We start from the raw sequence: 18,525 nt of genomic DNA, 5'->3' as shown, positions 1-18,525 counted from the left end.
GACCACGTCTTGGAGTTGGGCCAGGGCGCGCATCGCGGCGGGGTCGGCTGAGGGGATCTCGATGCCCAGGAGGTACTTGATGGTCGTGCGCGCCCATTGGGGCGTGTCGGGACCAAACGGGGGCATGACCGAGTTCCTCACTCCTCGCCGTCGCGCCGCCGGCAGGCCGGAGCGAGCGCGTGGACAGCGCCTCAGAGAGAGGGAGACAGTAACACTGCCACCCACCTCTGTGGAAGTGGTTGGTTATCGTTTACCGGCTATGTTGCTTTGTGTCGCCTGGGCTGTGTAGCGCGGCGCCGGGGTCGCCGCACCGCCTCTGACGAGCCACTTCGCCGCTTCGCCGCCCACCGCTCCGGCGCACCCCCGCTGCGCTGGTGTGACGACGGAAACGCCCGGGGCGCGTCCGCGTTTCGCGGACGCGCCCCGGGCGCACGGGCCGGTCGCCGCGCTAGCGCTCGGCCCCCTGCGTGCGGTGCCACGGCACGGTCGGCGGCTCGTCCGCGGGCGCCGCCGCCGGGGGCGCGGGCGGCCCGTGCTGGCGCGCGGGATGCGGACCCCGTCGAGGACATCGGCGAACGCGGTGGCGTCGTTGACGTTTCCGGGTGTGAGCACGATCGACAGCGGCACTCCCCGGCCGTCGACGGCAAGATGGACTTTGGTGGTCAGCCCGCCCCGGGACCGACCGAGTGCCTGATGCGCTTGCGAGCGGGCCGGATCTTCCAGTTCGTCCCCGTCCGCGTCCCCCTTTTACGGGCGCCCGCGGCGTGCTGATGAGCTCGGGTGATCGTAGAGTCGACGGCGACGATCCATTCCACCCGGCCTTCCGCGTCATCATGGACCTGGACGTACTCCAGCAGCTTTGCCCACGTGCCATCGGCCTCCCAGCGGGCGAACCGCTCATAGACGGTCTGCCACGGCCCATATCGCTCGGGTAGGTCGCGCCAAGGAGCCCCGGTCCGCAGCCGCCACAGCACTCCGTTGACCACCTGTCGGTGATCACGCCACGGACGGCCCCGTCCGTCCGCCTTGGGCAAAAGGGGCTGTATCCGTCCCCATGCCGTATCTCTCAACTCACCTCGACCTGACACAAGATCAATTATCAGACCGGCTATAGAGTCCTGCCTGTGGTGAATCATCAGGACGAAACCAGGATGGCCTACGACGGTGTCGTCGAGCTGTACGCATCGCTGTTCGCGAACCGGCTGGAGACACAGCCTTTCTCGCGGGCCATGATCGGCACCTTCGCCGAACTGGTGCGCGCGACGGGCAACCTGCGGGCAGCGGATGTCGGGTGCGGGCCCGGACACCTGACAGCCATGCTGCACGAACTGGGCCTGGATGCCTTCGGACTCGATCTTGCTCCCGGCATGGTCGCCCACGCCCGGCAGGTCCATCCGGCGCTGCGCTTCCAGGAGGCGCGGATGGAATCCCTGCCGGTCGAGGACGCCGCGCTCGGCGGCGTACTGGCCCACTACTCAATGATCCACACCCCTCCGGGAGAACTGCCGGAGCTGATCGCCGAACAGGTACGCGTCCTGGCGCCGGATGGTCTGCTGCTGGTCTCCTTCTTCGGGACCGACGGACAGGAACCGGTCCGGTTCGACCACAAGGTGGCGCCCGCCTATAGCTGGCCGGCGGATCGCCTCGCCGGACTGCTGGGTGATGCCGGGCTCGATCCCTTCGCCCGGCTGCTCCACGATCCAGCCTCTGATCGGGGCTTCCTCGACGCCCATCTACTGGCCCGCCGTTCGTAGGCCCTGCCCAGTCCCCCCGGCCGGTCAGCGCACCTCCGGATTGCAAACTCAGCCGAATCTCGCTGGTCGGGATGGAATTGTCAGACAGGCCCTAGCGCTCGGCCCCCTGCGTGCGGTGCCACGGCACGGTCGGCGGCTCGTCCGCGGGCGCCGCCGCCGGGGGCGCGGGCGGCACCTGCGGCGCCGCGGTCGCGTGCGGCGGAGCGGCGGGCGGCAGGTGGTGCGGGGCCGGGGCCGCGTAGGGGGTGTGCGGCGGGTGCGGCGGCGCGCCCTGCTGCCCGTGCGGCGGCGGGCCGGCGGGGGCGTGCCGCGGCGGCGCCGTGTAGGGCGGGGGAGTCTGCGGGGCGGCCGGCGTGATCTGCTGCGGGGGCGGCGCCCCGGGCGGCAGCGGCGGCGGCACCCGCGCCACCCGGCCGGTGATCTCGACCGAGCCGTCGCGGCACAGGCGGCCCAGCAGGCCGGTGCGCAGCCAGCCGTCGGCGAAGTGGGTGGGGGTCGTCGCGGAGTCGGGGGTGTTCCAGTACCCGCGGAACACGGTGGTGCCGCGCGCCTCCACCTCGCCGCCGGGACCGTCGCGCAGCTCCGTGCCCGGCAGCGGGAACCCGGCCGCGCCGTCGGGGTCGGGGCCGGGCAGCCGCAGCGCGAGCGGGCCGGAGGTCTCGGCGATCCCGAACCCCTCCACCACCCGCATGCCCGCTCCGCTGAAGAACCACCGCATGCGGTCGGAGGGCCGGCCCGCGCAGATGATCACCCGGGCCCGGCTGCCGAACCGGTCGCGGAACTGCGTGTAGAGCCACTCGTGCATGGCGTGGGAGACCCGGCCGAACACACCGGGGCGGCCGCGCTTGGCGCCCTTGCCGATCTTGACGGCGTGCTCGACGGCCGCGTCGAACGCCTTCTTGCGGTCCCAGCCGGGCTGGTCGGGCCGGGCGTGCTCGGCGGCGCGCTCCTGGGTGTAGGCGCGCTCCAGGTGGCCGGCGCGGGCGATCACGATGGTCGGCCCGTAGGCGCGGGTCTGGCGCAGCGGCGCGCGGGTGCCGCCCCGCGCGGGGAAGGCCACCCGCACCCCGGCCATCATGCAGGCCACGAGCAGGTTCTGGGCCGCCACACCGGCCAGCGGCAGGTGCAGCAGGGTGTCGGCCTCGCCCTCGGGGATCTCGTCCAGGAGCGGGCGCACCGTCTCGACCTGGGCGGCGGCGGAGTAGATCAGGTTGCCGTGGGTGATCGCGGCGCCGTGGACCCGCTGGCCCAGCACGGGGTAGCTCAGCACGGCGATGTCCTGCGGCCCCACGGTGGCGGACCGGTTGGCCACCACGCTGTGGTCCATGTACACGCCGGCGGCGGTGATCTCGTGCAGGGCGGTGGCGGGCGGGCCGCCCGCGCGGTCGGCCTCGCCGCGGCTCGGCGGGCCGTCGATCCACCAGGTGCGCACCAGGCCGGGCAGCATCCGGCGGGCCTCGGCGACGACGGGCGCGTGGGCGGGGTTCTCGACCACGATCGCGTCGGCGCGCACGTCGGCCAGCACGTGGCGCAGGCGGGCCTGCGACAGCGCCGGGTGGAGGGGCACCAGCACCGCGCCCATGGCCCAGGTGGCGAAGGCGATGACCGCCCACTCGTAGCGGGTGCCGCAGGCGAGGACGAGGCGGTCGCCCCGCTCCAGGCCGGTGGCCGCCAGCCCCTTGGCCGCCGCGGCGACGTCGCGCCGGAAGTCGGCGGCACTGACGCGCTGCCACCCCTCGCCGGCCGGGCGGGCGAAGCCCGCCACGCTGTCCTGGAGCGGCAGTTCGGCGAGTCCGGCGAGTGGGGGGTCCGCGAACAGCGGATCTCTGCGTCGGTGCCGCATATGTGTCCTGTTTCCTGAAATGACCGGTTTGGGATACTGGCCGTGTGCGGTCGCCCCGGGCGACCTGGGAGGATGGTGAGGTTGCTGAGCCTATGACGGGAACACCCGTTTTGCCTAGATCTCAGACTTGCCAAAAAGCTGTAGGGAATTGCCGAATCCACAACGGCGCGCGGATTCCCGCGCCCGGGCGTGCGATTCGTCCCCGGCCGTCCCGCGCCGCCGCCGAAGAGGACAGCGGATGGTCCCAGGTTTACGGGGCGGGCGGGGCGTCGGAGGAGGGGAGGAGGCCATCGGCGGGGTGGTGCGGAGGGGGCCACGGGTTGCACAATGGGCCTGCTCCGGCTTTTCGTATCGAGTTTACATTTGTGCCTATTGTGGGCTAATTGTCACTCGTGGTAGTGATTGTTCGACACCCCCCCCCGCCCGTATTGGCGTCCGCACCCCGGATTGCGGCGGGGACCGCCCAATGCCCGTTGACCCGTTGACCGTGCCGGAGGACAGGAGGCCGTGGTGGCTGGACGAACGAAGGCGGCTGCGCGCAACACGGTCGGCCGCGCGAACGGCTGCTCCGCCGTCGCCTCCCCCGCGCCGGCGCCCGCGCCGCGCCCCGAACCCGCCGCCCCGCCCGGGGAGCGCATCGCGGCGGCGGCCCTCGCCGAACTCCCCGAGCACGGCGTCGTCCTGCTCGACGCCGGCCCGCTCTCCGAGGACCTGGCCCGCGCCCTGCCCCCCGGCTGCGACCTCACCGTGGTCACCAACTCCATGGCCGTCGCGGTGGAGCTGATGGGCCGCGAGGACGTCACGGTGCTGCTCATCGGCGGCCGCATCCGCGCCGGGGCCACCGCCACGGTCTGCGGCGGCTCGGGCATGCCCGGCCTGAAGGGGCTGCACGTCGACGTCGCCTTCATGACCGCCGGGGGAGTCGACGGCAAGCGCGGACTCACCGCGAACGACCCGGTCGAGGCCGCCGCCAAGCGCATGATGATGCGCGTGTCCGACCGAGTGGTGGTGCTGGCCACCGACCGCCACGTCGGGCACGTCGCCCTCGCCCGCTACGGCACCATGCAGGACCTCGACTGCCTGATCACCGACTCCGCCTGCGACACCCCGGCCGGCCGCCGGGTGGCGGTCTCCGCGGCGCGGCTCGTCCGCGTGTGAGCACCCGCTGACGCCTAGCCCCAACCCCGCGCCCGGTCACCGTTCGGGCGCGGGGGCGGGCGCGGGCCGCCGGCCCGTTCACGCCGGGTCGGGGTAGACCCGCTCGGCGGTCGGCGTGCCCTCGGAGTCCCAGCGCCGCTCGGCGCGCCTGCGGCCGAGGTCGTCGAACTCGTGCTCCTCGGCGAGCCGGCCGTTGGCGTGCCAGGTCCGCCACGTGCCGACCGCGCCGCGGCCGAACTCCACCCGGCCCTCGACCCGCGGCGTGCCGTCGGGGTACCACTCGCACCACGGCCCGTGCTCGCGCCCCCGGTGGTAGGTCACCAGGGCCACGACCGTCCCGCCGGGGGCGACCTCCACCACCTCGCCGGTGTAGGGCGCCCCCCGGTACAGCACGGTGCCGTCGTCGTCCTGCTCGACATCGGCGTCGGTCACCCGCATCCCCATCACAGCTCCCCCTTGATCACCTGGTAGTCAGGATGCCCCGGCGGGAAGAGGTTGCGGTTGTTGTTGGACAGCACGCCCTCCAGCAGGCGGGTGCAGTTGGCGCAGCACGGCGCCGCCGCAGGCCCCTGCCGCGCCAGCGTGAACGCCACGTCGATCAGGAACTCCCCCAGCACGTCGGGGCCGACGCCGTCGCCGCGCATGCTCAGCAGCAGGTTCAGCGCCTTGATCTCGGCGTGCCGCAGCGGCGCGTCGCCGTGCGGGAACGGCGTGTCCGGCAGCCGCTCGCCGGTGTGGCGGTCCCACTGCTGGTAGGGGCCGGCGTCGAGCATCTCCTGGAGGCGCTGCGCCAGGACCGGGTGCAGGTCCTCGCCCGCGACGACGTGGTAGGGGCGGCCGTTGACCGCCTCCGAGACGACCCCCGTGCGCCGGTCAAGCACGACCGCGTTGACGGACCCGCGCAGACCGCCGAGCCCGGCCTGGGACGCCTGCCCCCCGGCGACCGCGCCGCGCATGCCCCGCGCCCGCCGCCGCACCAGGTCGCGCACGTAGTCGGTGGCCGGCCGGCCGTCGATGTGCGAGATCAGCCCGTTCGGCCCGAAGTCGAGCCGTGCGGGGTCGGTGATGTGCTCGATCACGTGGGGCTGGGAGTAGTCGGCCGGAAGCGCCGAGGGTCCGGCGGCGGACTGCGACGGGTCGACGGCCGCCTCGCCGTCCGAGCCGCCGCCCCGTTCGTCACCGGTGCCGGAGTCGTCGGCTTGGGAGTCGCCAACCTGGGAGTCGCCGCCGCTTTCGCTGCCTTCGCTTTCGGCGCCCTCGGCACCCCCGGGGCTTTGGGCCGCCGGGTTCGGGGCGCCCTGCGGCGTGGTCGCCCCCGAGGCGCGGTCCGGGTTCAACGCGCTGCCGAACAGCGCCGCGAAGTCGACGCCCGACGGGGAGGTGGGGGTGGCCGTGGTGGCGGCGCTGTCGCGCCGCGTGTCGGCGGTACCGGTGCCGGCGGGGGGCCGCACCGATTCGGCCTCGTCAAAGAGCCCGCCGAACCCGCCTTCGGAGGAGGCCGGGGAGACCGGCGGAGATGCGGGGGCGGGGAGACCACCGGCGGCGGTGGATGAGGCGGCGGTCGCGGTCTCGGCGGGCACGGTGACGGTGATGGTGGGAGGCCCGGCCACGGTCGGTTTCCCGGTCGTCGTCTGCTGGGCGGGGGCCACGTCGACGGGACCGCCCGTGTCCGTCACGTCCGCCGAGACGGGCGTCGGAGCCCTCTCGTGGGCGCCCGCCTGCTCGCCTTCCCGCTGCTCCTCGGCCTGCTGGGGCTGTTGAGGCTGGGAGGGTTGCTGAGGTTGCGGCGACGGTGCCTGTTCCTCGGTCTGCTGCGGCGTCTGCGCCTGGTCCCCGGCCTGCTCGGGCTGCGGGGGTTGCTGCGTTTGCTGGGGTTGTTCTTGAACCTGGGGTTGTTCCTCGGGTTGTTCGGTGTTCTTGGGCTGCTCCTGGTCCTGTTCTTGTCCCTGTTCTTCGGCCTGCTTGGGCTGCTCGGTCTGCTTGGGCTGCTCCTGCGCCTGTTCTTCGGTCTGCTTGGGCTGCTCCTCCTGCGCCTGTTCCTCGGCCTGCTCGGTTTGCTCGGTCTGCTGAGGCTGCGCCTGTCCCTCTTCCCCGGCCTGCTCCGGCTGCTGCGGCTGCGTCTGTTGCTGAGGCTGCTCCCTGGGCTGCTCCTGGTCCTCGTGCCGCTCCTGGGACTGCGACTGCTGCTGGTCCGGTGCCTGGTCCGGTGCCTGCTCCTGTCCCTCCGGCCGCGGGGAGGAAGGCCGCCCCCGCGTGTCCAGCGTGTCCAGGTCGAAGACGGAATCGAAGTCGAAATCAAAATCGGACCCCGACTGCCCGGGGGGTGACAAGGCCGTAACCGGGCTCGTCCGGTCGGGACCGGAGAGGGCGCCGCTCATGGTCGGCACGCGCGTGGACGCCCGCCCGCCGCTCATGGCCGGCACCTCGAACGGCGACCTGAACGGCTCGGCGCCGTCGAACACGAAGTCGTCCATGGAGTCCATCTCGAACTCCTCAGCCTCCTGGATCCGCGGCATCCGGCCACCGCCGCCGCTCACCGGCCAGAAGAACCGCGGATACCTCCCGCGCGGCAGGCGGGAGATGTGGACCCCGCGGTTCGGCCGCTTGCCCTTGGGGTCCGGCGGGCCGGAACCGTCCCGGCCGGTCTCCGCGGACCGCCCGCTGAGGGCGTCCCGCACCGCGTTCACCGCGTCGATCCAGTCCGCCAGCCGCTCCTGGTACTCCTCGACGGCGTCGTTGTAGTCGGCCTCCAGGAACCGGTGCCGGAAGTGCGCGACGCCGTCGGCGCCCTCGCGGACCGCCGCCTCCGCCGCCCCGGCCAGCGGCTGGCGCCGCATCAGCATCTCGTCCTCGACGGCGGCGAGTTCGGCCTGGTACCGGAGCAGGGCGCCGCGGGCGTCGCGGGTGTCGTCCACCAGGTTCTGCGGGATGAAGCCCATGGCGACCGCGTCCTGCTGGGACACCCACCCCGTCACCCGGTTGCGGACCGTCCCCACGAACGAACTCGGGCGGGTGCCGTCACCGCCGCCGAACCGCTTCCCGTGGTCGGTGGCCAGCGACCACTCGACGTCGAACTCCACCAGGTAGTAGGTGTCGTCGCGGTTGCGCTTGTCGGTCGAGGGCCCCTTCGCGGTGAACGACGGCGCGTTCTGCCCGCCGAAGTTGGCGCTGGACCCCGCCTCCAGGGAGTTGTAGTCCACGACCTCGCGGCGGAAGCCGTCGCCCCGGTCGGCGGAGATCGTCGCGGCCACCGACGGCCCGCCGCTGTTGTTGAGGGTGGAGGTGTGGGTGTGGGAGTTGGCGTTCACGAAGTCGCTGGACGCGGAGTCGTACATCGACCCCGTGGGTGCCACGTCGAGGACGCGGGTCGTGGCGGGGATCGGCCGGCCCTTGACGCCCCACGACGCCTGCCCCACGGGCGGCGGCCGGTAGCCGTTGGGGTCGCTGATGTCGTTCCACGACGACTTCAGCGCGACCTCGGTCAGGTTGTTGTCGATGCCGTCGAAGTACTCGTCCCGGCCGACCTTGTCGTCGAGGTAGGCCAGCGCGGAGGCGACCCCCGCCGGGGTGTAGGTGCCGCTGTCGGCGTCGAAGTGGGCGCGCCCCGGCTTCCACCCCAGTTCCGTGGCCAGCCCGACGTGCGCCAGGTCGCGCAGGCCGCGCCCCTTGTCGCTGAACGACTCGGGGAAGATGTACGCCCGGTCGGCCTGGACCCCGCCCTGCGGACTCCACCGCTCCCACTCCTGCATGGGGGTCCGGTTGTCCTGCGGGGTGATGCGGTTGACCTCGGGCGTGCGCGGCGGGGCCGGGGCGGCCTCGGCGGGGCCGCTGCCGGGCGGCGGGAACTCCAAATAGTGCGCCGGGTAGGTGGCGTAGGTGCGGCCGCCGCTCTCGGTGACCGTCAGGCCGTCGCGCCGGATGGCCGAGGGGATCTGCATCGTGGTGGACGGGCCCCGGGCGGCGATGCTCAGGCTGAGCGTGACGGTGGTGTCGTGGCTGACCTTCGCGTAGGGCGTGGGCACGGTCAGGTTGCTGGACCGGCTGTTCTGGTCCACGACCGAGCGGCCGGTGTTCTCCGTGAACGAGATCGCGTTCTCGTGCATGGTGCTGTACGGCGTGGGCGCGGCGTGGGTCGGCGGCGTCTCCTGCGTGCCGGTGGAGTCGGGGGGCTGCGTGGGCTGCATGAGCGAGTTGCCGCCCACGCCCACGTTGTCCTGCACGCCGCTGCCCGAGCCGCGCCCGTCGCCGCTACGCCAGCCGTGCTTCCTGCGCAGCTCGGTCTCGCCGCCGACGTACTCGGCCCTGGCGTCACTGCGCTGGACGCTCACGTCGATGACGGCGTTGACGGCCGGCGCCAGGCCGTGCGGCCGGATGCGGGCGATGTCGGTGCGCCGCACCTTGACCGGGATCGGCGTCCGGGAGTCGGCGTGCCGCCCCAGCTCCGACTCCAGCGCCTGGTGCAGCTTGTCCCGGCTGTTGCGGGTGAGTTCGAGGTGGTTCTCCCGCAACTGCCGGACCAGGGAGTTCATGGCCTCGCTCGCGTCCGGCGGCGCCTGGACCGTGCCCAGCCCCTCGAAGCCGGGGCGCACCCGGACCCCGCCCTCGGGCCCCGGCGGCGGGGGCAGCGGCCGGGTGGTCAGGGTGTCGCCGTCGCGCGAGAGGCCGTCCCTGAGCAGGCCGCTGGTGATGGCGTCCCAGGCGTGCAGGAACCCGGAGAACAGGTTCTCGGAGTCGGCCTGCCAGCCGGTGTAGCGGCGCGCCCGCGAGATGGTCGGGCCGATGCTCCAGTTGCGGGCGAACTCGGTGGCCTGCTTGATGCGCCCGCCGACCTGGAACAGGTAGGCGCGCTTGCTGTTGGGCAGCATGGTCGTGGTGTCGGTGTAGGAGGTCGACGCCGTGGTCGACCTCATGCTCAGGTTCCACGTCCGGTCGGCGAACACGCCGTCGGAGAAGGTGGGCGCCATGCTCTGGCCGGCCGGCGGCGCACCGGGCGTGGGCGTGGCCTCGCCCGTCTGCCCGGGCTGCCCGGTGTAGCCGGCCTGGCCGGGGGCGGCGCCGCCGGCGGTCTGCCCGGCGGGGGCGGTGGCGTTGAGGAGGTTGAGCCGGGTCTGGGCCTGGGCACCCACCGACACGCTGACGGTGCGCGAGTTGACGGTGTTCTGGTCCAGCGGGGAGGACCCGTCCTCCAGGATCATCTCGGCGTCGACCGGCTCCAGCCGGACGCTGGTCGGCTCGACCCGGGTGTCGGTGGTCGTGCGCAGGTTGTGCGGGGAGCGGAACCGGGTGCTCAGGTCGATGCTGGTGCGCACGCCGTCCAGCAGGTGCGCGGCCAGGTTGGCCGGCGAGGCGTAGTGCGGGAAGAAGTGCCGGCCGCCCTCGCTGTCGCGGACCAGGTGGTCGACCTTGTGGACGTAGCCGTCCTTGAGCCGGAAGAACCGCTTGCCGATGCCGTGCCGGGTGAAGCTGCGGTAGGTCGCCTCGGTGGCGCTAATCTCGCGCCCGTCGACGGAGTACCGCTGGTTGATGTCGGTGACGGTGGCGCCGAACTGCCGCAGCCGGTCGCGGATGGAGGGGGTGGAGGGGGTGGCGCCGGGCTGCGTCCCCTTCGTCGTGCCCTTCTGCGTGCCGGGGTCATCCGTGCCGGTGGAGGTGTCGGTGGAGGTGGTGGTGTCAGTGAGGGTGGTGGTGACGGCGCCCGGCGCGGTCCGCGCGGCGTCGGCGGACGACTCCCCGGTGCCGGACGTCGTGTCGGCGGGTGCAATTTCGGCGGCCGTGGTGTCGGCGGGCGCGGTCTCGGTCGCGCCGGTGGTCGTGCCCTGCGGGGCCGGGGCCGTGGTGGCGAGGTCGCTTGAGGTGACCCGCACCGGTTCCGTGGTCCCGGCCGGCGCCTCCGGGGCGCTCCGCGTGTTGGGCTGGACGGCGGGCCGGTCGTCGGCCTGGGTGCTGGGCTGGGTGGTCGACTGGCCGTTGACCTGGGTGTTCGTCGGGGTGGTGGCCGGGGAGCCGTTCTCGGTGTTCGGCCGGCTCTGCGCGGTCCGCGCGGGGCCGGGACCCCACTCCTCGATCATCGCCTTGGCGTCGGCGTCGCTCATCCTCTCGATGGGCGCCGCCGGTGCGCTGCTCGGATAGCCGATGGTGTTGCCGACGGGCAGGCGCGGCGTGCTGAACTCGGCCACGACCTGGACCGGCCCGCCGAGCGGCTTGCCCCGGACGGCGCCGCCCTCGGGGTCCCGCATGGGCGTGTCGCGGGAGTCCTGGCCCATGTCGTCCTCGGTGTAGACGCGGGCGTGGAAGGTCGTCGGCTGCTGCCACAGGTCGGAGGGCCCGTCGAACATCAGCGTGCTGGTGCTGGAGTCCGACGACGTCTGGCCGAACGCCTTGTTCTTCAGGTAGCCGAACGTCGCCCGCAGCCGTGGGTACAGGCCGGCCTCGCGGCGGCCGTGCGCGTCGGGGTCGCCCTGCATGAAGTTGCCGGCGACGTTGGGTCCCACGTTGCCGGAGAAGCCCCGCCCGCGGAACGACCCGAGGTTGGAGCCGCCGCGCGCCTCGACGCCGACGCTGCGGTCGCTCTCGCCGGTGTGGCGGGGGGCGCCGCGGTCGGCGAAGATTCGGATCGCCTTGATGTTGTGCTGGAAGGTGGCCGACTCGTTCAGCGAGACGAGGATGCCCTCGTTGCCGTCGAGGTCGGCGTCGTGGCTCTTGAGGTTGGCCTCCGACAGCGCGTTGATGATCTTCTGCGTGTTCTCGTGCGCGGTGTCGAAGGAGCGGCGCAGCGGCTTCTTCTCGCGCGGCGACTTCTGGAAGTAGTTCTTGTTCTCGTTGCCGGGCCGCACGGCGAAGTCGTCCTTGCCGCGGCCGTAGTCCGGGATGACCAGGCCCGGGTACTGGGTGGCCAGCTCCGTCAGCACGTGCCGGGCCAGCCCCTCCGGCACCGTCACCGGGCGGCCGCCGTCCTGCGGGCTCTGGTGGAACCGCCCGTCGGGCCAGACGTAGGACCGGATGTTGCGGTACTTGGGCGGGGTGCGGGCGGGCGCGGTCCCGCCGCCCTGGTCCGGCCGCTCCTCGCCGGTCTCGACCGGAGCCTGCCGGCCGGTGCCGTCCGGGGGCCGCTCGACGTTCGAGGAACCCTCGACGTTGGGGGGCCGCTCCACGTGCGGAGCGGCCGGCCCGACGTTCTCGGCCGACTTCAGCAGGTTGGCGTTCTCGACGGTGGACATCTCCAGGGTCGAGCCGGTGAAGCGGTGGACGGTGTCTTCCCCGTCGAACTGCACGTAGTAGGTGCGCGTCACCTTGTAGACGACCGTGTCGGGCGACCCCCACAGCATCGACGTCAGCGAGCCCGACTGGTTGCGGGTGTCGCCGTGGGTGTGGGTGATCTGCCCGGTCAGGTCGACCGAGGCGGCGACGCGGCCCACGATCCAGTCGACCGCCGCGATCGCGATGTCCAGGCCGCCGCCCAGCAGCAGCCGCAGGAAGGTGCTCTGCGACTTGTTGGTGGTCACGCCCTTCGACTGCGTCGTGTGCGACCGGAGGTCGTTGATGTTGGGCGGGTTGGGTTGGAGTTCCAGGTCGGTCGGGAAGGATCGGACGAACGCGGTGCGCGGCCGGCCGTAGCGGTCGGCGATCCGCAGCGGCAGCACACCGGTGGTCGTCTCCGCCAGGTTGTCGCGGAACATGTCGTTGGACAGCGTGTTCTGGTTGTCCGCGTTGTTCTGCTCGGCGAGCGTGCGCCGGGTCGAGGGGAAGCGGAAGCGGTCGCGCGTGGGCCGGGGGTTCCCCAGGTGGTCGTTGACCCAGTCCGCGAGCCTGGGGCCGGGGTCGGGCGCGGTCTCGCCGTCGGCGGGCTCGGGGGAGTACCGGATGTCGCCGACCTGGATGGGGTGCAGCTCGGCGGCCCGCCGGAAGCCGCTGCCCGGCAGGGTGTCGCGCGCGGGGTCGAAGTCGGCGGAGTTGGGGTCGGTGAAGCGGATCCGCGTCGGCGCATCGGGCGGGTTGTCCCGGAGCCCGCCGGGGATGTGCACCTCCACGTCGATGTCCCGCTGCGGCAGCGGCACCTCCGGTCGGCCGGGCGGGGTGACCCGGACATCGAGCCGCATCGTCGAACCGTAGGTGTGGATCGGGCCCTTGAGTTCGACGGTCGTCGTGGTGGCGTGGGAGCCGTTGGCCGAGAAGGTGTTCAGGCGGGTGCGCAGACCGGCCGACAGCCGCCCGACCAGCCGCGCGCCGAGGGAGCCGAAGTTCACCGGCGTGATGGTGAACGGGCTGACGTAGACGGCGAGCGAGACCGACTTGGTGCCGCCGTTGTAGCCGGTGGCGTTGCTGTTGTAGCTGGCGCCCGAGGACTCGGCGATGCGGTTCTTGCCCCGGCTGTCCCGGACGTCGTCGGGGTCGGGGGAGTTGGTGGGGGTGTAGGTGCCGTTGGGCGTGAGGGAGACGGTGACGGTCCAGTCGCCGCCGTCGCCCGGGACGGTCGCGGTGAACGACCGGGGGGCGAACACGCGGCGCATGTCGCGCCGGGCCTGCTTGTCGATCGCCCGCCGGATGGCGGCGACGGGGGCGGGCCGACCGAAGTTGTGGGCGGTGACCGCGTTGTCGACATGGTGGCCGAGCCCGTCGGCGTACAGGGCGTGGGAGCCCATGATGCTGGACGGCAGCAGGTAGTCCAGGTCGAACGTCTGCGCCGGAGGCGACCCGACTGCTTCCTCCTCCTCCGCAGGCGGTGGCGGGGGAGGGGGAGGCGGGAGAGGCGGTACGGACTCCTCTTCGTGCGGCCGGGTCTCCTCCTCCTGCTCCTGCGGCTGCGTGTCGGGGTTGGTGCTGGCCTCCTCCTCGGCAGGCGGAGGAGGCGGGGGAGGCGGAGGTGGTCCGGCCGCTTCCTCTTCTTGGGGGGTGTCTTCTCGCTGGGTGTTGGGGTTGGTGGTGATCTCCTCCGCAGGCGGCGGCGGGGGAGGAGGCGGTGGGGGAGCGGCGGTTTCTTCTTCCTGCGGCCGGGTTTCCTCCTGCTCCTGCTCCTGCTGCTGGGTGTTGGGGTTGGTGGTGGTCTCCTCCGCAGGTGGCGGCGGGGGAGGGGGAGGTGGGGGAGCGGCGGTTTCTTCTTCCTGTGGCCGGGTTTCCTCCTGCTCCTGCTGCTGGGTGTTGGGGTTGGTGCTGGTCTCCTCCTCGACAGGCGGCGGCGGTGGCGGGGGTGGGGGAGGAGGAGGAGGTGGTGCGGCCGCTTCCTCTTCTTGGTGGGTGCCTTCTCGTTGGGTGTTGGGGTTGGTGGTCTCCTCCGCAGGCGGCGGCGGGGGAGGGGGAGGCGGGGGAGCGGAGGCTTCCTCGTTCTGCCGGGTGTCTTGCTGCCGGGTGCCGGGGTCGGTCCTGGTCTCGTCTTCCGCAGGCGGCGGCGGCGGAGGAGCGGCGGCCTCCTCCTTCGGCTGCTGCTGGGTGCCTTCCTGCTGCGGGGCGGTCTGAGGATTGGAGGCCGAGGATTCGGTGGTGGGCTGCCCGTTGAGTTCGACGTTGAACTGCGACGCCAGGGTGTCGGGGGCGACGGGGCTCTGCTCGCCTTCCGTGGCGACCGGGTTGGTGACCGGGTTCTGGTTGCCATTGCCCGATTCGGCGCTCGGTGCCGGGGGAGGAGACGCCTCCTGTGCCCCGGTCTCAGGGGCTGGTGGACTCGCCGTCGTGGAGATGTGGGGGATCGCGAAGACCTGGATCGGTTCGGGGGAGACCGGTAGGTCGTCGGTGGAGAAGCCCCAGCGCCGACTGAAGTCGTCAAGGAAGGAGTCGAGTTCCCGGATGCGGTCCTCGATCGACCCGGTGCCGAACGAGAAGGGGGAGCCCTTGCCGCTGAGGTTGGCGAAGCCGCCGGGCTCGGGTTTGCCGCTCAACGAGGTGGTGTCGACGGGGTGGAACGGCTTGGGGTCGAAGGGCTGGAAGGTCGGCGGCTCCCACGGTTTCCCGTCGGAGGCCGTGATGGGCGCGCCCTCGGGGTCGCGGCTGTAGTAGGAGCCGCCGGGGGGAGGGTAGCCGTAGCCCTGGTTGTAGGTGGTGTCGCCTTGGGTGGTGGCGGGGGCGGTTGTCTGGGGGGTGGTGGGCCGGATTTCGGCGTAGATGCGCCATTGGCCGCGGTTGTCGTCGTAGACGGCGTCGAAGACGTGGTAGGTGAGGCCGCGGCCCAGGAGAAGTTCGCGTTCGGGGTTGCGGGGCTCGCCCAGCCCGTCCATCCAGAGGGCGGGGGTTCCGGCGGGCACCCGCAGGTGGAGGACGGCCTGCTTCTCGCGGGCCATGCCGGGGAGGCGGTAGAGGCGGGTGGACATGTAGGCGTGGTCGGTGAAGCCCTGGGGTTGGTGGCGCATCTGGGTGGGGTGGACGCCGATGTGGTCGAGGTCCATGCCGCGGATGACGACGATGTCCTCGGGAACCGGGCGGCCGGCGAGGAGTTGGTCCAGGTGGGTGATGTCCTGGGTGATGGCGGGGTGGTGGCCCTGGCCGGTGCGCAGGTAGTCGTTGATGTTGCGGTAGGTGGGGAAGTACCGCGAGGACGTGTAGTGGGTGAGGGCTTGGACGTGGCCGTCGGTGAAGCTGGCGGAGTAGCCGTCCCAGTACTGGACGAACTGCTGGACGTCGGTGTTGCTGGTGAAAGTGCGGGCGCCGTTGGTGACCAGGTCTTGGGGGTTGGTGGGCGCGGGAGCCTCGGGCGCCGAGGTGGGCGGGTTCTCCGAAGGGGTGGTGACCGGTTGGCTGGTCCCGTAGTAGCCGGGGACTCCGCCGATCTGGTTGTAGTAGTCGAAGTCGTCGGGTTCGTTGAAATCGCCCTGGGCGCTGAACACCGCGAGGGAAGTGTTCAGGTTGATGGGCAGGGGTGTGGTCTGCCAGGTGTCGGCGCGGCCGAGGTCGGCGAGGAATTGGGCGATGGGGTCGGTTGAGGTGGTGAAGCCCTTGGGGTCGATCCCGGAGAAGTCGGGGTGGTCGGGGATCTTGGGGTGGAGCGGCGTGAAATCGATGCCGTCCGGCTTGGCGGCGAACGGCGGCTCTGCTGTGCGGGGGTGGGGGTTGGTGAAGGCGCTGTCGTCGTAGTCGTAGAGCGACAGGTCGAGGTCGTCGGCGGAGTCCGGGGCGTTCGGCGCGGCGGTTCCACTCTGCGCGGGCGGTGTGTCGGTGGCCGTGTCCTGCGGTGGCGCGGGGGCGAATCCGTGCTCGCGTTCTGCGGCCGTGTCCCGGGAGGGCCGTTCGGCGGGGGTGAATTCGTCGTCGTGTTCGGCGGTGGCGGGGTCGGTGGTGGTCTCCTGGCCGTTGGTCGACTGGGTGTCGACCTGGGGGGAGTGGGTGAGGAGGTCGGCGGAGTCGCGGCCGGGGGTGTCGGTGCCGCGGGTGAGGGGGTCGACTGTGGGGTTGTGCGGGGTGGTCGGCTTGTTGCTGTTGCTGTTCGCTGAACTGTTGGCCAAGTTGTTCTGGGACTGCGGGGGCGTGCTGTTCTGGGCGGGTGCGTCGGGTCCGCCGAAGGCGACGGGGGTGGCGACGGGCGTGGTGTTCGGGTCGGGCGTGCCTGAGGTGTCCTCCACCCCGGTGCCCTTGCCGTTGAGGACGCTGAAGTCGGCCAGCACCGGCGGTTTGCCGGTGTAGTCCTGCCCGCTGTTCACGCCGTTCGCGCCGTCTACGTCGGGTGCGGGCACGGGTGCGGGCGCGTCGTCGCCGAGATCGTAGAGGCTCGCGTCGTCGCCGCTCACCGACCCCTCGTCGGGCACCAGGTCGGGCACGTCGTGGAGCGCGGGGGCCTGGCCGTCAACGTCGTCGTAGAGGCTGAAGCCGTCCTCCGCCTCGTGGGTGGTGGGCGACGGGATGGTGTCCGGCGCTGTGCCGGTCTTCCCGCCGGTCTCCCCGCCGATCTCCCTGCCGGACTGGCTCCCCGTCTCGTTGTGGGTGTCGGTTTCGTCGCGTGTGTTGGGTGTGGGGGAGGGTGCGCCCTCCGGTGTGGAGGTGTTGGGTTGGGCGTTGGGCGGGGCGAGGTCGGTGTCGGGTGCCTTGGGCGGGGTGAGGTCGAGGTCGGGGGCCTCGATCTGATCGATGTCGCCCAGGCCGGCGCTGTCGGGTGCTTCGGGGCGGTCGGGGCCGGGGGCGCCGTCGAATCCGGGGGTGTCGTCGCCTCGGGGGGATCCGCCGCGCCCGCCGCCCGGCGCGTTGTCGTTCGCGTTGGCGGGGGAGCCATCGCCGGTGCCCCCTGCAGGAGTGTCCGCGCCCGCGGAGGAGGACGTGGTGTCGACGGACACCGGTGGGGGAATGTCGGGTGGTCCTTTCAGGGTGTTGATGGTGTTGACGGCGCCGTCGACGGCGAAGGTCTGGATGGTGGCCTGGGAGGCGCCGGCGGTGGCGGAGTAGCCGTTGGCCTTCCAGCCTTCCTCGGTGAGGGCGGCGTTGGTGACGCCTTCGCCGACGTAGCCCTCGATGGCGCCCGATCCCGCCCCGAGTCCGAGGTTTTGGACGTAGAAGGGGGTGCTGCGCAGGAAGGTGGGGACGTTGCCGTTGAGGGCGTGGGGGACGTCGTTGGCGAGGTGGTTGCGCAGGGGCGGGGGCAGGCTGTCGCCCAGGGCGTTGTCGAGGCTGCGGGTGAGGTCGTTGCGGCCCCAGTTGCGGGCGAAGGCGTCGGCGTAGTTGTTGCCGAGGTCGCGTGCTGCCTGGTGGCCGATGTCGTTGCCGAAGTGGCGGGCGAAGATGTCGGCGAAGTCGTTTTTGAATTCGGTGACGGCGGCGGGGTTGTCGAAGGGGCGTTTGCCTTCGATGCTCGCGAAGGCCGCGGCGAGGTCGTCTTGGTATTTGGAGAAGACCTCGGCCATGTCCCGGTTGATGTTGGGCACCGAGTCGGGGTCGAGGCGCGGCGGCGGCACCGAACCGGCATCGGGCCGGGGATTGGGCACGTCGGGATCGGGGCGCGGCGCGGGCGTGGGCTCCGGCTCCGGGCGCGGTGTGGCTCCGGGGTGGGGTTCGGTGCGGGTGCCGGGCGGGGGCGCCTCGTCGATCTTGGGCGGCGGTGCGGTGTCGATGCGGGGCGGGGGCGGGGTGTTGAGGAGGTTGTCGATGTTGTTGCGGAACAGGTTGCGGATCTGGGCGCTGGTGAGGTGGTCCACCCCGAAGGACAGCCCCGCCGAGATCAGACCGGACAGACCCGCGCCCGCGTGGGCCATGTAGGTCATGCGGGTGTCGCGCTTGTCCCGCACACCGGCGTCGATCTGGGCGCGTTGGATGATGGAGTCGGCCGAGGCGAAGAGCTGCTCCATGATCTGGTGGCCGGGGGCGGTGAGCAGGAGCCACCCCAGCAGGCGGCGGATGGCCATGCTGCGGATGTATTTGAAGCCGGGGATCCAGGACAGCGAGGCGCCCATGGTCCAGTAGGCCATGGCGATGCACCAGGCGATCTCGATGAGGAGCTGGATGAGTTCGGCCAGGGCCATCCAGGCCATGTACTCGGCGTTGGCGGCGCCTTTGCGCAGTTCGGCGGCGCTGGTGCGGGCGGTGCGCCCGCCGGCGCCCAGGTAGTCGTTGTCGCCGGTGGTGAACTGGCGGATGGAGTTGTCGTAGTAGTCGGAGGCCCTGCCGCTGAAGTCGGTGCGGACCTTGCGGCGGATGGCGGTGAGCAGGTCGGTCAGCTCGACGGTCAGGGCGCGGTCGACCACGTCTTGGAGTTGGGCCAGGGCGCGCATCGCGGCGGGGTCGGCTGAGGGGATCTCGATGCCCAGGAGGTACTTGATGGTCGTGCGCGCCCATTGGGGCGTGTCGGGACCAAACGGGGGCATG

General features: G+C 72.1%; 7 protein-coding genes. 2 read left to right on the top strand and 5 right to left on the bottom strand.

What is annotated here, in order from left to right; all coding sequences use genetic code 11:
- Positions 1 to 243: 243 nt before the first annotated feature.
- Together LG943_RS27800 and LG943_RS26425 are read right to left on the bottom strand one after the other, a co-directional pair.
- Positions 244 to 723: a transposase gene (locus tag LG943_RS27800; RefSeq protein WP_408648660.1), complete on the bottom strand. Its 480-nt coding sequence runs from the start codon at positions 721 to 723 to the stop codon at positions 244 to 246.
- Entirely contained in the window at positions 663 to 1,136 is a 474-nt protein-coding gene (locus tag LG943_RS26425; protein WP_408648659.1) for an IS5 family transposase, read from the bottom strand. Before LG943_RS26425 ends, LG943_RS27800 begins: the two co-directional genes overlap by 61 nt.
- Here LG943_RS26425 and LG943_RS26420 point away from each other — a divergent pair.
- On the top strand, positions 1,125 to 1,754 hold the full coding sequence (locus LG943_RS26420; protein ID WP_270075094.1) for a class I SAM-dependent methyltransferase: 630 nt from the start codon (positions 1,125 to 1,127) through the stop codon (positions 1,752 to 1,754). The genes LG943_RS26425 and LG943_RS26420 overlap by 12 nt on opposite strands.
- Before the next feature lie 91 nt (positions 1,755 to 1,845).
- On the opposite strand, the gene LG943_RS26415 is transcribed toward LG943_RS26420, so the two are convergent.
- Positions 1,846 to 3,597 (bottom strand): AMP-binding protein, encoded by a 1,752-nt coding sequence (locus LG943_RS26415; RefSeq protein ID WP_270075093.1) that lies wholly within the window; start codon positions 3,595 to 3,597, stop codon positions 1,846 to 1,848.
- Between the two features lie 510 nt (positions 3,598 to 4,107).
- On the opposite strand from LG943_RS26415, the gene LG943_RS26410 reads away from it, so the two are divergent.
- Positions 4,108 to 4,755 (top strand): sugar phosphate isomerase family, encoded by a 648-nt coding sequence (locus LG943_RS26410; protein ID WP_270075092.1) that lies wholly within the window; start codon positions 4,108 to 4,110, stop codon positions 4,753 to 4,755.
- A 78-nt stretch (positions 4,756 to 4,833) separates the two neighbouring features.
- Here the strand turns inward: LG943_RS26410 and LG943_RS26405 are convergent, their stop codons facing one another.
- Positions 4,834 to 5,199, bottom strand: coding sequence for a toxin-antitoxin system YwqK family antitoxin (locus tag LG943_RS26405; RefSeq protein ID WP_270075091.1), 366 nt, complete (start codon positions 5,197 to 5,199; stop codon positions 4,834 to 4,836).
- Positions 5,199 to 18,431: an ADP-ribosyltransferase gene (locus LG943_RS26400; protein WP_270075090.1), complete on the bottom strand. Its 13,233-nt coding sequence runs from the start codon at positions 18,429 to 18,431 to the stop codon at positions 5,199 to 5,201. The genes LG943_RS26405 and LG943_RS26400 overlap by 1 nt, the downstream gene beginning before the upstream one ends.
- Positions 18,432 to 18,525: the final 94 nt, after the last annotated feature.

Source organism: Streptomonospora mangrovi (genome assembly GCF_027604915.1).
GTDB classification, from domain to species: domain Bacteria; phylum Actinomycetota; class Actinomycetes; order Streptosporangiales; family Streptosporangiaceae; genus Streptomonospora; species Streptomonospora mangrovi.
This window is presented reverse-complemented; position numbering and strand designations above follow the sequence as displayed.

Bases quoted from the DNA above. Each gene is read 5' to 3' on its own strand.
- LG943_RS26415 (WP_270075093.1), bottom strand. From the start codon at position 3,597: ATGCGGCACCGACGCAGAGATCCGCTGTTCGCGGACCCCCCACTCGCC.
- LG943_RS26425 (WP_408648659.1), bottom strand. From the start codon at position 1,136: ATGATTCACCACAGGCAGGACTCTATAGCCGGTCTGATAATTGATCTT.
- LG943_RS26400 (WP_270075090.1), bottom strand. From the start codon at position 18,431: ATGCGCGCCCTGGCCCAACTCCAAGACGTGGTCGACCGCGCCCTGACC.
- LG943_RS26405 (WP_270075091.1), bottom strand. From the start codon at position 5,199: ATGGGGATGCGGGTGACCGACGCCGATGTCGAGCAGGACGACGACGGC.